The following is a 17,711-nucleotide window of genomic DNA, read 5'->3' on the forward strand; positions in this document are numbered from 1 at the left end:
GGTTTCCCTTCCACGCGGTTGCTCCCCCGATGGTAGGCCCGCGACGTACGCCTCACCCCAGGTAAGCGGCCCTGACGACCGGATCCGCCCGGATCTCGGCGGGGGTGCCGGTGGCGATGACCTTGCCGAGGTCCAGCACCACGATGCGGTCGCAGGTGCCCATGACGAACCCCATGTCGTGCTCGACCAGCAGCACGGTCGTGTCCAGGCCGGCGACCACCTCGGCCAGGCGCTCACTCTGGCCGGCGTCCAGCCCCGAGGTGGGCTCGTCGAGCAGCAGCACCCGGGGCCGGTCGGCCAGGGCCCTGGCCAGCTCGACCAGGCGGCGCCGGCCGACGGGGAGCGCGGCGGCGTACGCGTCGCGCAGCGGGGTGAGCCCGCACAGCTCCAGCACCTCGGCCACCCGCTCCTGGCGTTCGCGTTCGAGCCGCCGCCTGGCGGGCAGGCCGACCAGGTCGGCGGCGAGCCCGCCACCGCCGCCGTGCCAGTCGAGCGCCGCGAGCACGTTGCCGGCCACGGTGAGCCGGCCGAAGACCTGGGTGCGCTGAAACGTACGACGCAGCCCCGCCCTGGCCCGCCTGACCGGCGACACCCCGGTCAGGTCGCGCCCGTCGAGCAGCACCCGTCCCTCTCCCGGCCTGCGCAGCCCCGACACCACGTCGAACAGCGTGGTCTTGCCGGCGCCGTTCGGGCCGATCACGCCGCAGACCTGCCCCTCGCCGACCTGGAACGAGACCTGGTCCAGCGCTCTGATCCCGCCGAAGGCCACCGACACGCCCCGTACGTCGAGCACCACGTCACCGCCAGGCACGCCCTGCACGTTCATCTCACCTCCAGGTAGGCGGCGGTCAGCCGCTCGCTGTCCACCTCGGAGCGCGGCCCCGTCCAGGTGACGCGGCCGAGCCGCATGAACACCACCCGGTCGGCGATGGCCAGCGCCTCCGTGGCCTTCTCCTCGACCAGCAGCAGCGCGACGCCGCGGGCGCGCAGTTCGGCGAAGACGTCGAACACCTGCCGCACCACCATCGGCGCGAGCCCGAGCGACGGCTCGTCGGCGATCAGCACCCGGGGCGGGCGCACGAGGGCGGGGGCGAGGGTGAGCAGTTGCTGCTCGCCGCCGGACAGGGCGCCGGCCAGGATGGTACGGCGGTCGGCGAGCTGGGGCAGGCGCTCGTAGACCGGCCCCGGGTCGGGCAGCCAGGTGCGCAGGTTCTCCTCGACGGTGAGGCCGGGGAAGACGCCCCTGCCCTCGGGGGCCAGCAGGATGCCGGCGCGGGCCCTGCGGTGGGCGGGCCAGGTGGTGACGTCCTGGCCGTCCAGCAGGATCCGGCCGGACTCGACCGGCAGGTGTCCGGCGGCGACGGCGCAGGCGGTGGACTTGCCGGCGCCGTTCGCGCCGAGCAGGGCGACGACCTCGCCGGGGTTGACGGTCAGGTCCACCCCGCGCAGAACGGTGCAGTCCTCGTATCCGGCGACGACTCCTTCCATGGTGAAGAGGTCTCCGGCCCGTGCCGGCCGCTCCTCCCGAAAGGCGGGCGCCTCCTGAACGGCGGCCGTCTCCCGGACGACCGCGGCTTCCCGGACGACTGGGGCCTCCCGGACGCCACCTGTCTCCCGGATGCCGACCGCCTCCCGGACGCGGGGAAGCGGGGCCGGCGGATGGCGGCGACGGTGGCGTAGTTCGGCGAGCTGGGTGAGCACCCCGTCGGGATGCTTGGCCAGGATCATCCCCCCGGCCCCGAACAGAATGGCCCCGACGTGCGCGGACACGTCCCACGTGGCCAGCAGCTCGGGCACGGCCACCGCGACGAGCCCGCCCAGCACGGCCCCGCCGACCCGCCGCACCCCCTGCAGCACCACCACGGCCAGCCAGACGAACCCGGCGAAGGCCGGCAGGTCGGTCGCGGTGATCGAGCCCTTGGAGATGGCGAACAGCACCCCGCCCAGCCCGGCGATGGCCGACGCCAGCGCGAACAGCACGATCTTGGTCCGCGGCGCGGACAGCCCGGACGTGGTGGCCGCCGCCGGAGCGGAGCGCACGGCCAGGATCGCCCGGCCCGAAGCAGAGCGTTCCAGGTTGCGGATCAGCAGCGCCACCAGGCCGATCAGGGCGAGCAGCACGATCACCCGCACCCGCGGGTCGGAGGTGTCGGCGAAGCCGAACCCGAGCGCGGGCAGCGGCCAGCCGATGGTCCCGTTGCTGAACGCGTCCACCTGGAACAGCACCTGGTCGGCCAGCAGCGCCATGGCCAGCGTGGCCAGGGTCAGCACCCGCCCGCCCAGCCGCAGCGCGGGCAGCGCCACCAGCATCCCCACGGCCGCCGCGGCCAGCACGCCGAGCAAGATCGCCACCACGAACGGCAGCCCGGACGCGAACGCCCACCCGCAGGTCAGCGCGGCCATCGAGGCGAAGGCGGCCTGGGCCAGGTTCACCATGCCGCCGATGCCGGTCACGACGACGAACGAGCAGAAGATCAACGCCAGGACGAGCCCCTGCGCCGCGACGCCCACGTAGTAGTCGGAGCCGGCGAAGGCGAAGGCCACCAGCGCGGCCACGCCCAGGGCCCACGGCAGCCGCCGGCGCCACGGCGGCAGCCCCGCGAGGTGGTCGGGCGGCGGCGCGTCCTCGGCCGCGCTGCCGGCGACCCGCTCGCGCGACCTGTTCAGCAGCACGAGCCCGGCGAACAGCAGGATCACCGGGACGGCCGTGCGCAGCCCGGTCACCTCTTCGAGGAAGTCGGTGTATCCGGCGACCAGGTTCTGCACGACGCCGAGCGCCAGCCCGGCCGCGAACGTCCAGGGGATCGAGCGCAGCCGCCCGAACACCGCCGCCGTGGCCGAGGCGAACAGCAGCACCGTGTACGCGGTCGCGTCCAGCCCCAGCACCGACACGGCCAGCACCCCCGCAAGGCCGGCCAGGCCCGAGCCGAGCATCCAGGCCAGGGCGGAGGTGGCGTCGGCATCGATGCCGCGCAGCGTGGCCAGCCGGCGTCGGTCGACGGAGGCACGCATGCGCAGCCCGTACGGCGTGTGCCGCATGAACGCCCACAACCCGGCCGCCGCCACCGCCGAGACGGCGAACGTGATCACCTGGTCGCTGTCCAGCCGCACCCCGAGCACGTCGAACGGCTGCGCCGGATGCGGGCCGACGCCGCGCGGCAGCGCGGTCGCGTCCGCGGGCGGCAGCCCCGCCACGTCCACGACGAGCAGGCCGAGCGCGGGCAGCGCGATCGTGAGCCCGATGGTGGCCACGATCTGCGCGGTCTCGCCCGCCTGGGAGAGCCCCCTGAACATGGCCTTGTGCAGCAGGTAGCCGAGGGCGGGGGCGAACAGGGTGACGGAGGCGAGCGCCGAGAGCCAGGCGGGCAGGCCGGCCTCGTTCAGCTGGTGGAAGAGCAGGGCGGTGAGGAAGCCGATGGCGCCGTGGGCGAAGTTGAACACCCCGGTGGCCGCGTACGAGAGCGTCAGGCCCGATCCCATGACCGCGAAGACGGCGCCGGTGACCAGGCCGCTGAGCACGTAGTCCAGGATCATTTCAGCGGCACGTTGTCGAAGCACTTCATGCTCTTGGCCACCTGGAAGGCGCCGTCGACCAGCTCGACCAGGGCGCCGCAGCCGTTCGGCTCGGTGTGGTCCTTCGGATACTCGATCCGGCCGAAGCCGGCGTTCTCGTAGACGTAGGAGCCGTTGGCCGTCTGGAGGAACTTCTCCCTGGTCAGGTCCCTGCCGGTGCGGTTCAGCAGGTCGAGGAAGATGTCGGCGGCCCAGTAGCCGATGGCCAGGTGCTGGGTGAGCGCGGTGCCGGGGGCGACCCGCTCGACGTCCTGCTTGAGCTGGGCGATCTCGGGGGCGGTGGACTCGAACGGCTCGAACATCGGCGCCGCGATCACGCCTTCGAGCGCCTGTGCGCTGGCCCGGTCCTTGAGGATGGCGGCGTCGTAGCTGGTGGCGTCGGTGAGCACGCCCCGGTAACCGGCCCGCTTGAGTGCCGCGTACAGGCCGACGTTGAACTTCGTGCCGGCGATCACGGAGACGACGACGTCGGGCGGCTGGCCGCCGTCCGAGGTCATGATCTTGCTGACGTACGGGAGCCAGTCGGGTGGTGGCGCGGCGGCGGGCAGCCCGGAGTTCACCCCGGCCAGGGTGAAGCCGGCGGCGGTGAACGACTGGGAGATGGTGGTGCCGCCGTACTTGCTGCCGCTGGAGTCGGTGGTCTGGACGTAGACGCTCTTGCCCTCGGCGCCGCCGAGCAGGTCGGCCATCTGCCGGCCCCACCACGTCTGGGAGCCCGCGCCCTGCTTGGGCGCCAGGCAGCCGTTGTAGCCGAAGCCGGTCTTCGTGCCGCACCACTGGGGTCCCGTCGCCCAGCCGAACCAGGGCACGCCCTGCTGTTCGAGGAAGGCGGCGCCGCCGAAGTTGGGGGCGTGCACGGGCAGGAGCGCGAAGACGCCGTCCTTCTGCACGAGCTTCTTGGCCGCCGCGTCGCCCTTGGCCGCGTCCTGGCCGTCGTCCTCGGCGCCCAAGAACTCGATCTTCCTGCCGTGCACGCCGCCCGCGGCGTTGGCCCGCTCGAACCTGGCCTTGGCCCCGATCTCGGCGTCCTTGGTGGAGTAGCCGCTGGCGCTGGTCTTGGTCAGCACGCCCCCGACCTTGATCGTGGTGTCGGTGACGCCGGCCGTGTCCTGGCCGGTCGTACCCTGTTGCTGGGCCGCGCATCCGGCGGCGGCCAGCGTGATCACCAGCGCCATCATCTGGGCCGCCACCGACATACCCCGCACCATGACGGCCTCCCGCACATTTGGCCTAGCGCTCGCTTGGTTTCGTCCGAGCGTAAATTCGCCCGCGAGGGCCGTCAACGGTCATTCGCACTCCAGCACGAACCGCCCTCGCTCCCGAGCAACCGCTTGCTCGCACCAGGCGCCCCGGCTAGCGTGTGGCACATGCTCATGCGCGCGGCCGTGCTCACCGCCTTCCACGCTCCCCTGGAAATTCGCGAGGTCGAGATCGCGGACCCGGCCGCCGGCGAGGTCCGTGTCCAGATCAAGGCGTCGGGCGTGTGCGGCTCCGACCTCAAGGCCATCGACGGCAAGAGCCCCGTGGTGAGCAAACCGCCGTTCATCCTCGGCCACGAGAGCGCCGGGGTGGTGGAGAGCGTCGGTACGGGCATCACCTCCGTCAAGCCCGGCGACCACGTCATCATCGCCATGAACGGCCCCTGCGGCCGCTGCCGCTCCTGCGGCGCCGGCCGGTTCCACCTCTGCACGGGCCCGTCCCGGCTGCCCACGATCATGGGCGGCGCCCCCAGGGTCACGCTGGACGGTGAGGAGACGCGGCGCTTCATCGGCATCGGCTCGTTCGCCGAGTACGCCGTCGTCCCCGAGCCCATGTGCGTAAAAATCGGGAAATCGGCGCCGTTCGATGCCATGTGCCTCCTGGCCTGCGGCGTCGTCACCGGCGTGGGCGCCGTACTCAACGTCGCCCAGGTCCCGCCGGGCGCCACGGTCCTCGTGGTCGGCTGCGGCGGCGTCGGGCTCAACGTGATCCAGGGCGCCGTGCTGGCGGGCGCGACCACGATCGTCGCCGCCGACGTGGCCGAGCGCAAGCTCAAGCTGGCCGAGCAGTTCGGCGCGACCCACGCGGTGCTCGCCTCCGACCTGCCACAGCAGGTGAACGAGCTGGTCAGGGGCGGCGTGGACTACGCCTTCGACGTGACCGGCGTCCCCGGCGTGCTGGCCCAGGCGTTCGCCGCCACCCAGCCGGGCGGCACCACCGTCATGGTCGGCAGCCCGCCGAAGGGCCACCCCATGGAGCTGGACACCGGCCTGCTGTTCGCCTCCCGCCGCCTGATGGGCACCCAGGGCGGTGACGCGGCCCCGCACCGCGACCTGCCGATGCTGGCCGCCCAGTACGCGCGGGGCCACCTCGACCTCAACGCCCTGATCACGGAACGCCTCCCCCTGGACCAGATCAACGACGCCGTCGCCCACGTCCGTCAGGGCACGGTCGCCCGTACGGTCATCACGTTCTGAAACCCGGGCCTTTCGCACCAGTCTCCTCCTCGTTATTCTAAAATTCCTTAGAACCATAGAGGAGACGAACGATGTCCTACCCCGACGCCCGCTACTTCGGTGAGCAAGGCGAGCACAGCGGCACCTTCACGATGGCCGACCGGACGCCCGACCTCTCGATCGGGGAGGGCGGCACGCAGGTGCACTACCTCGCCACGGGCGGCTCGACGAACGGCGCGTTCGGCCTGTACCGCTGGGAGATGGGCCCACGCCCGTCCGGCCCCGGGCCCCACTTCCACCGCACCATGACCGAGTCGTTCTACGTGCTGTCCGGCACGATCCGGCTCTTCAACGGCGCGAAGTGGGCCGACGGCAGGCCGGGCGACTTCCTGTTCCTGCCGGAGGGCGGCGTGCACGCCTTCCGCAACGAGTCGGGCGAGCCGGCCACGATGCTGATCCTGTTCACGCCGGGGGCGCCGCGCGAGGCGTACTTCGAGGAGCTCGCCGAGATCGCCAACACCGGCCGTCAGCTCTCCCCCGAGGAGTGGACCGAGCTGTACCTGCGCCACGACCAGTACATGGTCTGAGGGCGACGATGGCGACGTTCCCCGAGGAGCCGATCTACGCCCAGCTCGCCCGCATCGGCAAGGCTCTGGCCAGCCCGGTGCGGCTGCGCCTGCTGGACGTGCTCGACCAGCGCGAGCGCACGGTCGAGGAGCTGGCGCAGGCGGCGGGGATCCCGCTGAAGAACACCTCCGCCCAGCTCCAGCAGCTGCGCGCGGCCCACCTGGTGATCGGCAGGCGCGACGGCGCGCACGTCCGCTACCGGCTGGCCGGCGAGGAAGTGTCGCGCTTCCTCGGCGACTTCCAGTCGTTCGCGGACGGGCGGCTGGCGGACCTGCGCGACGCCGTACGGAGCCGGCTGGGCTCGCTGGAGGGCGTGAGCGCCGACGAGCTGGCGGCCCGGCTGGAGGATCCCGGCACGGTGGTGATCGACGTGCGATCGGCGGACGAGTACGCCGCCGGGCACGTGCCGGGGGCGGTCTCCGCGCCCATGGCGGAGCTGCCCGGCCGGCTGCGCGACCTGGCGGGGGCGGCGGAGATCGTGGCGTACTGCGGGGGGCCGTACTGCGTGGTCTCCCCCGAGGCGGTACGCCTGCTGCGCGCGCACGGCCAGGACGCCCGCCCGCTCGACGGCGGCTTCCTCGGCTGGCGCCGCGCCGGGAAACCGCTGGAACACTGAGTAACCTAATCCCTACGCTGTGCATCACGGATCGACGCGGCAGGAGGGCGGCGGGAGGAACGGTGCACGTCAGACAGGTCATCTCGCTCGGCCTGCTCGCGGCCCTGGCGCTGGGCGGCACGGCCCACGCCGGCAGCGGGCGGGGCAGGATGTTGTACGACTTCGGCGACGACGACGTGATCGTCTGGAGCCTGCCCGAGCCCGGCGCCGACCGGGTCGGGTTCGGCCGGCTGGGACAGCAGTTCGAGGCCGACCGGTCGGAGCAGCACGGGCTCTATCAGTGCGACGAGAACTTCGCCAGCACCCTGTGGCATCACGGCCGCAACACGACCACGGGCGACGTCGGCTGGGTCGCCGCCTGCGACGTCACCGACCCGGACTGACCGGCCCCGACTGATGACGCCGTTTATGGCCTGATCGCTACACCCCGGCCGTGACCGGCTGCTCCCGCCGCTCCACCACGGGCTCGTCGTCCTCCTCGTGCCCCTCCACCGACAGGTTCGGCAGGATCCGGTCCAGCCAGCGCGGGCACCACCAGTTGAGCCGGCCCAGCAGCACCATCGTGGCCGGCACCAGGAACCCCCTGATGATCGTGGCGTCCACCGCGATGGCCACCGCCAGCCCCACCCCGAACGTCTTCACCATGGCGTCCGGATAGGCGATGAACGCCACGAAGACGGCCACCATGATCAGCGCGGCCGAGGTGATGACCCGCCCGGTGGACCCCAGTCCCTCGGCCACCGCCCGCGCGTTGCCGCCGTGCCGCTGGTACGACTGCCGCACCGCGGTCAGCAGGAACACCTCGTAGTCCATCGACAGCCCGAACAGCACCGCGAACAACATCAGCGGCACGTAACTCTCGATGGGCACGGAGAAGAAGACCTCCTGCACGTACGACGAGCTGACCGGCGGGTCCATGCCCACCAGCCTGCTGCCGAGCCCGACCGAGAACACCATCGCCAGCGCCCCGAAGGCGGCGCCCAGCGAGACCAGGTTCATCACCGCCGCCTTGATCGCCACGATCGGCGCGCGGAAGGCCAGCAACAGCAGCAACGCGCTCAGCAGCACGACGACCCCGATGACCAGCGGGGTGCGCTCGGCCATCCGGTCGCCGGCGTCGGTCAGCCCGGCGACCTTGCCGCCCACATGCAGCTGGACACCCGGCACGGAGATGTCCCTGACGTCCCTGACCACCTGGGCGGAGCGGCTGTCGCTGGGGGCGTACTCGGGGATGGCCTGCAGCAGCACCGACCGGCCCGAGGTGTTGACCTTGGGCTCGCTCACGTGCGCCACGCCGTCCACGTCCTTCACCTCGCGGACGAGGTTGTCCACGATGGGGTCGCCGGCGTCGGCCACCTTCGCGGGCAGCTCGGCGACCACGATCAGCGGGCCGTTAGCGCCGGGGCCGAAGCCGGTGGCCATGAGCTCGTACGCGCGCCGCGGCTCGGAGCCCCGCGCCCCGTACCCCTCGTCGAGTGCCCCGAGCTGGAGCGCCAGGGCGGGCGCCGCGAGGGCGCCGAGGACGACGGCGCTGGCCAGCAGCACCCGCCACGGGCGGCGGGCCACCCACGAGCCGAGCCCCGCCCAGCCGGTGCCGCCGGTGGTGTGCGCGCCCGAGGCGGCGCCGCGCAGGAGGGGCACCTTGAGCGCGTTGATGCGGTGGCCGAGCAGGCCGAGCAGGGCCGGGACGAGCGTGACGGAGGTGAGCACGGCGGCCACGACCGAGATGCCGGTCACCCAGCCGAGCGTGGCCAGCAGCGGGAACCCGGCCAGCATCAGCGCGCTCAGGGCGATGATCACCGTGCCGCCCGCGAACACGACCGCTCCGCCGGAGCTCGCCACGGTCCGCCGTACGGACTCCACCACCGGCACCCCGCCCGCCAGCAGCCGGCGGTGGCGCGACAGCAGGAAGAGCGCGTAGTCGATGCCGACGCCGAGCCCGATCATCGTGGCCATGATGCCGGCCTGCTTGGGCATGTCCACGACCCAGCCGAGCAGGCCGATCACGCCGAGCCCCGAGGCGACGCTGACGAGCGCGACGAAGATCGGGATCATCGCCGCCACCAGCGTCCCGAACGCGAACACCAGCACCAGCAGCGCGCAGACCACGCCGATGATCTCGCTCGGCCCGGTCTTGATCTCCTTGTCGGCAGGCGTGGAGCTGTCGGCCGGCACCACTTCGAGCCCGGCCGCGCGGGCCGGATCCGCCGCCTTCGACAGCGTCTGCGTGGTCTCGCCGATCTTCTGGGGGTCGTTGCCCTCCAGGCGGACGGTGATGAGGCCGATCTGCAGGTTGGAGGAGATGCCGCCCCTGCGGAAGGGGGTGTCCACGTCCTTGACGTGCGGCAGGTCGCGCAGCCGGTCGATGGACTGCTCCACGGCCTCCTTGCGCTTCTTCTCGATGAGGGGGCCGTCGGCGGAGTAGAGCAGGAGTTGTACCGTTCCGCCGGTGGCGTAGCCGGAGCCGAAGCCCGTCTTCATCAGGTCGTGCGCGCGCTGCGCGTCGGTGCCGGGGATGCTGGCGTCACTGGTGGTCGGGGCGGCGAACACCAGGCTGGAGCCCATGAGGGCGGCGGCCGCGATCACCCACGACACCAGCACGATCCAGCCGTGCCGCGCGCACCAGCCGCCCAGCCGTCCCAGCAACCGCGTCATCGCTCTGCCCCCACTCGACGGCCGTCCTGTACGGTCGTACAGGACATACGATAAAACGGGATATATCCGGAAGGCCGTCTCCCATAGGAAATGAGACGATGACCACACCCGACGACACCCGCAGCCGGATCCTGGCCGCCGCCAGGGAGCTGTTCGCCGAGCGCGGTTACGCGGCCACCTCCCTCGCCGACATCGCCGCCGCCGTCGGCCTGACCAAGACCGCGGTCGCCTACCACTTCCACCCGAAGGACCGGCTGGCGCTCGAACTGCTGTCGCCGGTGGCGGGCGACATGCTCGCGCTGCTGGACGCCACGTACGACAGCCGCGCCGACTTCATCGAGGCCCTGGTCGGCTTCGCCGTGCGCTACCGGTCGGTGATCCGGCTGTTCATGGAGGACCTGGCGGCCGACGACTCGACCGCGGAGCCCGGCTCGGAGCGCGCCACGATCAAGTCCTTCAGGGACGAGATCTACGCCAGGCTGGCCGGCGACGACCCCACCCCGGAGGCCAGACTCCGCAGCTGGGCCCTGCTCGGGGCGCTGCAGTGGGGCGCGGTCAAGACCATGGACCTACCGGAGGCCCAGGTCCACGCGGCCCTCCTCAAAACAGCCCGCGCCTACTGACCCTCCCACGGCACCACGACCCGCCGCGACCCACCGCGACCCACCGCAGCACCCCGCCCCTTTCAGCACCGCTCAACGCGGACTCAACACAGGCTCAACAGCCGTGCGGCCACGATGCTCTCATCGATCCGATCTTCGGGAGGGTGGCATGCGGCACACGATCAGGACGGTCACGGCCATCGCGGCGGCCGGGGCGGTGGCGGGCGCGGTTCTCGTGGCCGGGCCGGCCGAGGCGGCCACAGAGGCGGCCACAGAGGCGGCCTCAGTGGCGGCCTCAGTGGCGGGCGCCTGCCCGCCGATCGCGGTCTCCAACCTGGATCCCGGTCACGGGGTGATGAAGGGGACGTACGCCCTCAAGGCCGGGCCGTACGCCGGAAGCAGGTGCAAGAAGGTCGGCACCGCCCGCAAGGGACAGATTCTCTACCTCCACTGCTGGAAGGAGAACCTGTACGGCACCATGTGGGTCTTCGCCCGGGTGAAGGGCGCCAACAGGTACGGGTGGATGTCGCAGGACAACTTCAAGTACGTCGTCACCGAGTTCAGGATGTGCTGACGGGACGGGAGACGCGCCCCAGGCGGAACAGGGGGCCGTCCGGGGCGCGTCAGAGACCCAGCATCTCGCGTTCCACGTGATCCAGCGCCAGCCGCACGGCCCCCATCGCCACCCCTTCGTCCCCGAACGCCGACGCCACCACCTCCGGCGCGTTCACGCACAGCTCGGCCAGGTGCCGGCGCAGGGGGTCGAGCAGCACGTCCCCCGCCCGCGCGTGAGCGCCGCCCAGCACCAGCAGGTCGGGATCGACCGTCAGGGCGAGGGCCGAGGCGCCGACGGCGAGGTGCTCGGCGTAGCGGTCGACCCGGCGCACGGCGGCGCGGTCGCCGGCCAGGGCGGCCTCGAAGACCTCGGCCGCCGAGGCGTCCTCGGCCAGTTCGCGGACGGCCCGCTCCCAGCCGACCTGCCGCAGCGTGCCGATCTCGCCGGCCGCGCCGCGGCGCCCCTGGTGCAGCCGGCCGCCGATCAGGATGCCCGCGCCCGCCCGGTGGCCGAGCAGGACGTACACGAGGTCGGAGACGTGGCGCGCGCTGCCGCGCCAGTGCTCGGCGAGCGCGGCGAGGTTGGCGTCGTTGGCGGCCAGCGCGGTGCAGCCGAACCAGCCTCCGGCCAGCCCGGCCAGGTCCACGCCCGTCCAGCCGGGCAGCGTGAGCGACAGCGAGACCCGCCCGGTGCGATCGACGATGCCGGGCGTCCCCGCCGCCACGGCCCAGATCCGCCTGCGCGCCAGGCCCGCCCCGTCGACGCACTTCAGCGCCGTACGCCCGGCCGCCTCCAGCCGCTCGTGAGCCGCCGCGCCGCCGGGGACCGGAGCCCGTTCCCAGGCGATCACCTCTCCGTCGAGATCGGCCAGCGCCGCGACGACGGCGTCTCCCCCGACCTCCACGCCCACCACGTGACCGGCGTCCGCCCTGAAGGCGAAGCGCCGCGCCGGCCGTCCCATCGCGCCCTCGTCCGGCGGCAGCTCGCGGACGTAGCCGCGCTCGCCCAGCTCGTCGAGCACGGCCTCCACGGTCTGCCTGGACAGCCCGGTGACGCGGCCGAGCCGGGTCAGCGTGGTCACGCCCTCGCGGCGCAGGGCCCGCAGCGTGACCTGGGTGTTCACCTTGCGCAGCAGGGACGCGTCACCCGGCCGGAGCTCAGTCACTTATGAGACCCTTTCCCGTAAGTCCCCTATTGACGGCTACCAGCCCGGATCCTAGCATCGATCGACATACGTAAGCTGGTGTCATAAGTGGAGGATTGCCATGGTCACGCTCGCTGTCGTCGGCGCGGGCTCGCGGGGGACCGCCTACGCCCGTCACGCCACGGAGTCCGGCCGGGCGCGGGTGGTGGCGGTGGCCGATCCGCTGGACTCCCGGCGTGACCGCTTCCCCGGCGCCGAGCAGTACGCGGACTGGCGCGAGCTGGCGGCGCTCCCCCGCCGCGCGGACGCGGTGATCATCTCCACCCAGGACCGTGACCACGTCGAACCCGCGGTGCGCTTCGCCGAGCTGGGCTACGACATCCTGCTGGAGAAGCCGATGGCGGTCTCCGAGGACGACTGCCGGGCGATCGTGGCCGCCTCGGAACGTTCCGGGGCGGTGTTCGCGGTGTGCCACGTGCTGCGCTACACCCCGTACACGCGGGCGTTGAAGACGCTGCTCGACTCCGGCCGGATCGGCGAGATCGTCAGCATCCAGCACCTGGAGCCGGTGGGCTGGTGGCACCAGGCGCACTCGTTCGTCCGGGGCAACTGGCGGCGCACCGACGAGTCCACGTTCATGCTGCTCGCGAAGTCCTGCCACGACCTCGACTGGCTGGTCCACCTCACCGGCAAGCGGGTCACGCGCGTGTCGTCGTTCGGCGGGCTCGCCCACTTCCGTCCCGAGAACCGCCCCGACGGGGCGGCCGATCGCTGCCTGGACTGCGCGGTCGAGGACACCTGCCCGTACTCCGCCAAGCGCATCTACCTGCCCCTCGCCGGCCAGGACACCTGGCCGGTCTCGGTGCTCACCGACGACGTCTCCGAGCAGGGCCTGCTGGAGGCGCTGCGCACCGGCCCTTACGGCAGATGCGTGTACGCCTGCGACAACGACGTCGTCGACCACCAGGTGGTGAACCTGGAGTTCGAGGGCGGCACGACGGCGTCGTTCACGATGACGGCCTTCACCCCGTCGCTGCACCGGCAGACACGGATCTTCGGCACCCGCGGCTCCATCGACGGCGACGGCGACCGCCTGACCGTCACCGACTTCGTCACCGGCGGCTCCGAGGTGGTCGACACCCGGCCCAGCGGTGACGCGACGGCGCGCGGCGGCCACGGGGGCGGTGACGAGGGGCTGGTGGAGGCGTTCCTGGACGCGGTGGCCAGCCGCGACCACTCCTCGGTGCTGTCCTCACCGGCCGAGAGCCTGCACAGCCACCTCATCGCCTGGGCGGCGGAACGGTCGCGGCTCGAAGGCGAGACCGTTCCCCTGTGACGCGGAGAGGAAACGGAAGGTAAGCACATACGATCCTGACGGGAAGGAGAAGTCCGCCCGCGCCGGACTCCGAGCGGGAATACTGGGCAGCCAGGGCTCTCACCCTGCTTCCCCCCACCGGCCGGCAGAAGGTCACGGTTGTGCGTACCTGGTTCGCGCCCGACGAGGCCGCGGAGTTCGCGGCGGCCAAGGCCGTGCTGCTGCGCCGCTGCCTGGTCTGGGCATGCGAGCGCGGCCGCCCCGCCGACGAGCTGCTGCTCTCCGCCGCCGTGGACTCCCGTCACCACAGCCGCGACGGCCGGATCGCCTACTGGGACGACGCCCAGATCAGGCGCTTCCTGCTGGCGTGGGTGCCGAAACACGTCGTCGCTCCGCGCGAGGTCCTCGACCTGGCGCCGGACGTCCTGCGTACGTACGTGCGCTACCTGGCCGCGACCGGCCTGCGTGACCCGCGCGGCTGCACCCCCGATGAGGCCGACGCGGCCATCACCCGGGCCGCCGTACCGTTCCGCAGGACCCTGGACGCCGGCCGTACCGACACCGACCACCACGTCCTCGAAGAGCTCCTTGAGGCCCGCTTCACCGAACCGGCCCTGAGCCTCGACGAGACCCGCGCCGCCGCGCGCCCGCCGATCGCCCTTCCGCCGCCCGCCGACCTGACGGCCGCCGCCGCCCGCAGCACCACCGTCCGGCACCTGACCGCCCTGGTCACGTGCTCGGGCGACGTCTCCGCCGTCCCCGACCTGCTCCGGGCCTGGGCGGATGTTCTGGCACCCCATGCCGCCGGCCTGATCTCCGATCCAGAGGCGTTGTGGCGGCGCGCCTTCGACGTGCTCCCCGAGCTGGGTCAGGCGGTCGGCGCCTCTCTTCCCCGCCTCTTCGGCCGGCTCCTCCCGGTCGTTCTCGACACGCTTTACGGCATGGACGACGTCCCGCTGACCTGCCTGGAGAAGGCGGTCAGGCCGGCCTGCCGGCAGGGCTTCGACGAGGACCTTCCGCGAGAGACCCGCCGCCACTGCCTGGCCCGCGACCTGGCCCGCACCCTGGAGGTCCTGTCCGATCTGGGCGCGGTGGAGCTGACCCGCGGCCCGCTCATCCCCCTCCACGCCGACCCTCACCACGAGGGCCTTTTCCGTGAGGACGACCACCCGGAGTTGCCGGCCTTCGCTCCTCTGGCCCGGCTGACCCCGCTGGCCCTGCGCGCCGTACGCGAGCGGCTCCTGGCGGACGGCCACGACGCTCCCCTGCTCGGTGAACTGTCCACCGCCAGACCCGCCGAGCTCCTGGGCGTCCTCACCCAGCACTACCCGCCCAGGGAGGCCGCCGCCGAGCTCAACGGCTGGCTGTCCCGGCCGGGCCAGGACGTCGAATGCCTCCTGCGGGCCATCAGCGCCTGCCCGTTCCGCTCCCGCGCGACCACCATGCTCGCCGTCCTGGTGGAAGCCCTCCCCGAGGGCGACGTCCTGCTCCGCGAGCTGCGCCACGACCTGATCCTCGGCCCGACGGCGCTGACGCTCCTCATGGACGTGGGCGAGATCGAGCCGATGGGGCTGGGGCAGCGGGAGCACCTGCTGCTGGGGGCCGAGAACTTCCTCACGATGCTGGAGGTCGGCGGGCCGCAGGTGCTGATCGCCCAGCTCCGAGGGTTGGCGGGCAGTAAGGCGTACCGGTTCGTGGAGTCGGTGCTGGCGTCGGGGCATCACGATGACGAAGGGCTGGAGGACCTGCGCGACCTGGTCGCCGAGCCGCTGCGCCTCACGTACTCGCCGGGGCCCGCCTAACTCCGCGTGCCCTCGTGGCCTGCGTCGTCAGCGGCGTCCGCTGCGTACCGGCCGCCTGGCGGGCGTCGCCCGCCGTGGCATCGGCGCGTTCTCCCGCTCCGCCCGCCGCCGCTTGTGCCGCCGGCCCAGGAACCAGCCGACCCCCAGCACGACCAGCCCGAGCGGGGTCTTGGACAGGTAGCGGGCCACCACCAGCTTGAGGAACTTCTTCATGCCGGCCCACTGCCCAGGAAGCCCCCCGTCACTCACCGCCTGCCATCGGCTCGCCCGCCACTCGCCGCCCTGCTGCCGGATTGCCCGCCTGTCACCCGCTGATGGTCGGTTCGCCCGGTTCTGATGGTTCGGGGGTGGACTCGCCGGGGTCGGGATCGGGGCCCGGGCCCGACTGGCCGGCCACGCCGACCGTCAGCACGATCCGGCTGCCGGCGGCGGCGCAGGTGTTCGGCGGGACGCTCTGCGCGAGCACCAGCCCGGCCCGCGACTCCTCCTCCACCAGCTGCTCCTTCGTCCGCACCCCGAAGCCCGCCGCCACCAGGGCGGCGCGGCCCGCCTCCCCCTGCCGACCGACGACCGACGGCACCGTGACGCCGTTGCGCGCGACCGTGAGGGCGACCGGGGAGCCGCCGGCGAGGCGGCGGCCCGCCTGCGGGGTGGTGGCGAGCACCTGGCCGGTCGGTTCGCGCGAGCAGGAGAAGCTCACCTCACCGGCGTGGAGTCCAGCGCCGGTCAGGGCCGACTCGGCGGCCTTGCGCCGCATGCCCACCACGGACGGTACGGCGATCCCCTTCGACACCCGCAGCGTCACCGTCGCGCCCTTGTTCACCATGGCCCCGGAGCCGGGCTCGCTGCTCAGGACCCGGCCGATCTTCTGCGCGGAGTCGACCTCGGTGACGGCGCCGAGGACGAGCCCGGCCTTCTTCAACGCCTTGCCCGCCACGCCCTTGTCCAGCCCGGTCAGCGCCGGTACGGCGATCATGGGCGGGCGGGCCGGCGGAGGTTCGGCGGTCGATTCGCGCGGTCCCCGTGTCTCCCGCGTCCTGGTCGGCGCCGGCTCGTCCGAGGGAGAGCGGGCGGTGGAGGGGTGCGAACGCGGCGGCGGCAAGGGCGCGGCGGCCTGGGAACCCGGAGGAATCGGGTCGTCGCCGCCCCGGCTGAGCGCGGGAACGACGATCGTGAGCAACACGGCGGCGGTCACCAGCAACGCGGCGCAGACCGCGACGGCCGCCCTGGGCCAGCCCCGCCCCCTCCCCGCCACCGGCGCCGGCTCGGTGACGACCGGGGGTAAGGAGACATGGGAAGATGGTTCGGCAAGCTGATATCCGCTGCCCGCCGCTCCCGTGTCCTCGGGCTCGGCCATCGGGTCCGGCGCCGCGCCGACCGACCACCGCTCCGCAAAACCCTCGGTGTCCTCCGGCGAGGCGGTCGGTGAGCGTTGCTCCGGCACCAGCGGCGGCGTCCGCAGGATGTGCGGCGGCGGCGAGCGCAGCACCTCGGCCGGTATCTCGTCCCCCGTGGCCTCCCCCAGCAGCTCGAACAGCAACTCCCTGCTGCTCGGCCGGTTGCGTGCGTCCTTGTCCAGGCAGGCTGCCACCAGCGTGCGCAGCCGTCCGTCCAGCAGCCCCAGCTCCGGCGGCGCGGTCAGGATGCGGTGCAGCACGGGCGCCACGGAGTCCTGCCCGAACGGCGCCGTGGCGTTGGCCGCGAAGCACATCGTCGCGCCCCACGAGAACACGTCCGCCGCCCCGGTGACGGCCGAGGCCGTGATCTGCTCGGGCGCCATGTACGCGGGCGTCCCGACACCCCGCCCGCTCACCGTGGCCGCCGCGTCCAGCGCCCTGGCCAGGCCGAAGTCGATGACGCGCGGCCCGTCCGACCCGAGCAGCACGTTCTGCGGCTTGAAGTCCCTGTGCACGATGCCCGCCCGGTGGATGGCGGTCAGCGCCGTGGCCGTGCTGACCGCGAGCCGTTCGAGCGCGCCGCCCCGCCTGGGCCCGGTGAGTGCTACCTCCCGGTGCAGCGAGGGCCCGTCGACGTACTCGCTCACGATGTACGGCCGCCCGTAGTCGAACCCGGCGTCGATCACCTGCGCGGTGCAGAACCTGGCCACGTGCTTGGCCAGCTCCACCTCCCGCAGAAAAGCCGCCTGCTCGTCCCCGACGGGCCCGTGCAGCAGCTTGACCGCGTACGTCTCGCCGTCCCTCGACCCGAGGAACACCGCACCTTGACCACCCTCGCCGAGGCGCCCGGAAAGTTCGTACTCCCCGAGTCTGTGGGGGTCCCCCGTTCTGAGCGGCTGTGCCGTGGGCACGAGGCCGCCTCCCCTCGCCGCGATCCCTTTCTGCCTTCCACTGAAGGCAAATGAGCGCGAACAGTCAACGGTGCCCAG

15 protein-coding genes are annotated in these 17,711 nt (G+C 72.7%); 8 read left to right on the forward strand and 7 right to left on the reverse strand.

Annotated features, from left to right (window positions below; all coding sequences use genetic code 11):
* Positions 1 to 52: 52 nt before the first annotated feature.
* From AB0C27_RS04925 to AB0C27_RS04935, 3 genes are read right to left on the reverse strand one after another with little or no spacing between them, the layout of a single operon-like run.
* Positions 53 to 826 (reverse strand): ABC transporter ATP-binding protein, encoded by a 774-nt coding sequence (locus tag AB0C27_RS04925; protein WP_357837898.1) that lies wholly within the window; start codon positions 824 to 826, stop codon positions 53 to 55.
* Positions 823 to 3,534: an ATP-binding cassette domain-containing protein gene (locus tag AB0C27_RS04930; RefSeq protein ID WP_357837901.1), complete on the reverse strand. Its 2,712-nt coding sequence runs from the start codon at positions 3,532 to 3,534 to the stop codon at positions 823 to 825. Before AB0C27_RS04930 ends, AB0C27_RS04925 begins: the two co-directional genes overlap by 4 nt.
* Positions 3,531 to 4,781, reverse strand: a complete 1,251-nt coding sequence (locus AB0C27_RS04935; protein ID WP_357837904.1) for an ABC transporter substrate-binding protein — start codon at positions 4,779 to 4,781, stop codon at positions 3,531 to 3,533. The genes AB0C27_RS04930 and AB0C27_RS04935 overlap by 4 nt, the downstream gene beginning before the upstream one ends.
* Positions 4,782 to 4,940: 159 nt before the next feature.
* Here AB0C27_RS04935 and AB0C27_RS04940 point away from each other — a divergent pair, with 159 nt between their 5' ends.
* The 4 genes from AB0C27_RS04940 to AB0C27_RS04955 all read left to right on the forward strand — a co-directional run bounded on the left by AB0C27_RS04940 (position 4,941) and on the right by AB0C27_RS04955 (position 7,634).
* The gene (locus tag AB0C27_RS04940; protein WP_357837907.1) at positions 4,941 to 6,029 is read left to right on the forward strand and encodes an alcohol dehydrogenase catalytic domain-containing protein; all 1,089 of its coding nucleotides are present in this window, start codon (positions 4,941 to 4,943) and stop codon (positions 6,027 to 6,029) included.
* Positions 6,030 to 6,100: 71 nt separating this feature from the next.
* Positions 6,101 to 6,595 (forward strand): cupin domain-containing protein, encoded by a 495-nt coding sequence (locus AB0C27_RS04945; protein ID WP_357837909.1) that lies wholly within the window; start codon positions 6,101 to 6,103, stop codon positions 6,593 to 6,595.
* An 8-nt stretch (positions 6,596 to 6,603) separates the two neighbouring features.
* On the forward strand, positions 6,604 to 7,251 hold the full coding sequence (locus tag AB0C27_RS04950) for a metalloregulator ArsR/SmtB family transcription factor (protein ID WP_357837912.1): 648 nt from the start codon (positions 6,604 to 6,606) through the stop codon (positions 7,249 to 7,251).
* 62 nt (positions 7,252 to 7,313) lie between these two features.
* Positions 7,314 to 7,634: a hypothetical protein gene (locus AB0C27_RS04955; RefSeq protein WP_357837915.1), complete on the forward strand. Its 321-nt coding sequence runs from the start codon at positions 7,314 to 7,316 to the stop codon at positions 7,632 to 7,634.
* A gap of 37 nt (positions 7,635 to 7,671) precedes the next feature.
* On the opposite strand, the gene AB0C27_RS04960 is transcribed toward AB0C27_RS04955, so the two are convergent.
* Positions 7,672 to 9,906 carry an MMPL family transporter gene (locus tag AB0C27_RS04960; protein WP_357837918.1) on the reverse strand — a complete coding sequence of 745 codons (2,235 nt, stop codon included), beginning with the start codon at positions 9,904 to 9,906 and terminating at the stop codon, positions 7,672 to 7,674.
* Positions 9,907 to 10,004: 98 nt separating this feature from the next.
* Here AB0C27_RS04960 and AB0C27_RS04965 point away from each other — a divergent pair, with 98 nt between their 5' ends.
* Together AB0C27_RS04965 and AB0C27_RS04970 are read left to right on the forward strand one after the other, a co-directional pair.
* Positions 10,005 to 10,529: a helix-turn-helix domain-containing protein gene (locus AB0C27_RS04965; protein ID WP_357837921.1), complete on the forward strand. Its 525-nt coding sequence runs from the start codon at positions 10,005 to 10,007 to the stop codon at positions 10,527 to 10,529.
* 148 nt (positions 10,530 to 10,677) lie between these two features.
* Positions 10,678 to 11,082, forward strand: a complete 405-nt coding sequence (locus tag AB0C27_RS04970; protein WP_357837924.1) for a hypothetical protein — start codon at positions 10,678 to 10,680, stop codon at positions 11,080 to 11,082.
* A 49-nt stretch (positions 11,083 to 11,131) separates the two neighbouring features.
* Here the strand turns inward: AB0C27_RS04970 and AB0C27_RS04975 are convergent, their stop codons facing one another.
* Complete coding sequence (locus AB0C27_RS04975; RefSeq protein ID WP_357837927.1) at positions 11,132 to 12,229, reverse strand: ROK family transcriptional regulator; 1,098 nt, start codon at positions 12,227 to 12,229, stop codon at positions 11,132 to 11,134.
* A gap of 100 nt (positions 12,230 to 12,329) precedes the next feature.
* Between AB0C27_RS04975 and AB0C27_RS04980 the strand changes: the two genes are divergently transcribed.
* Positions 12,330 to 13,544: a Gfo/Idh/MocA family oxidoreductase gene (locus AB0C27_RS04980; protein WP_357837930.1), complete on the forward strand. Its 1,215-nt coding sequence runs from the start codon at positions 12,330 to 12,332 to the stop codon at positions 13,542 to 13,544.
* Positions 13,545 to 13,684: 140 nt separating this feature from the next.
* The gene (locus AB0C27_RS04985; protein ID WP_357837933.1) at positions 13,685 to 15,325 is read left to right on the forward strand and encodes a hypothetical protein; all 1,641 of its coding nucleotides are present in this window, start codon (positions 13,685 to 13,687) and stop codon (positions 15,323 to 15,325) included.
* Between the two features lie 27 nt (positions 15,326 to 15,352).
* Here the strand turns inward: AB0C27_RS04985 and AB0C27_RS04990 are convergent, their stop codons facing one another.
* On the reverse strand, positions 15,353 to 15,538 hold the full coding sequence (locus tag AB0C27_RS04990; protein WP_357837936.1) for a DUF6203 family protein: 186 nt from the start codon (positions 15,536 to 15,538) through the stop codon (positions 15,353 to 15,355).
* A 91-nt stretch (positions 15,539 to 15,629) separates the two neighbouring features.
* Positions 15,630 to 17,633 carry a PASTA domain-containing protein gene (locus AB0C27_RS04995; RefSeq protein ID WP_357837939.1) on the reverse strand — a complete coding sequence of 668 codons (2,004 nt, stop codon included), beginning with the start codon at positions 17,631 to 17,633 and terminating at the stop codon, positions 15,630 to 15,632.
* Positions 17,634 to 17,711: the final 78 nt, after the last annotated feature.

This window comes from Nonomuraea sp. NPDC048882 (genome assembly GCF_040649755.1).
In the GTDB taxonomy this organism is placed as follows: domain Bacteria; phylum Actinomycetota; class Actinomycetes; order Streptosporangiales; family Streptosporangiaceae; genus Nonomuraea; species Nonomuraea maheshkhaliensis.

Bases quoted from the DNA above. Each gene is read 5' to 3' on its own strand.
- AB0C27_RS04925 (WP_357837898.1), bottom strand. From the start codon at position 826: ATGAACGTGCAGGGCGTGCCTGGCGGTGACGTGGTGCTCGACGTACGG.
- AB0C27_RS04930 (WP_357837901.1), bottom strand. From the start codon at position 3,534: ATGATCCTGGACTACGTGCTCAGCGGCCTGGTCACCGGCGCCGTCTTC.
- AB0C27_RS04935 (WP_357837904.1), bottom strand. From the start codon at position 4,781: ATGGTGCGGGGTATGTCGGTGGCGGCCCAGATGATGGCGCTGGTGATC.
- AB0C27_RS04940 (WP_357837907.1), top strand. From the start codon at position 4,941: ATGCTCATGCGCGCGGCCGTGCTCACCGCCTTCCACGCTCCCCTGGAA.
- AB0C27_RS04945 (WP_357837909.1), top strand. From the start codon at position 6,101: ATGTCCTACCCCGACGCCCGCTACTTCGGTGAGCAAGGCGAGCACAGC.
- AB0C27_RS04950 (WP_357837912.1), top strand. From the start codon at position 6,604: ATGGCGACGTTCCCCGAGGAGCCGATCTACGCCCAGCTCGCCCGCATC.
- AB0C27_RS04960 (WP_357837918.1), bottom strand. From the start codon at position 9,906: ATGACGCGGTTGCTGGGACGGCTGGGCGGCTGGTGCGCGCGGCACGGC.
- AB0C27_RS04965 (WP_357837921.1), top strand. From the start codon at position 10,005: ATGACCACACCCGACGACACCCGCAGCCGGATCCTGGCCGCCGCCAGG.
- AB0C27_RS04970 (WP_357837924.1), top strand. From the start codon at position 10,678: ATGCGGCACACGATCAGGACGGTCACGGCCATCGCGGCGGCCGGGGCG.
- AB0C27_RS04980 (WP_357837930.1), top strand. From the start codon at position 12,330: ATGGTCACGCTCGCTGTCGTCGGCGCGGGCTCGCGGGGGACCGCCTAC.
- AB0C27_RS04990 (WP_357837936.1), bottom strand. From the start codon at position 15,538: ATGAAGAAGTTCCTCAAGCTGGTGGTGGCCCGCTACCTGTCCAAGACC.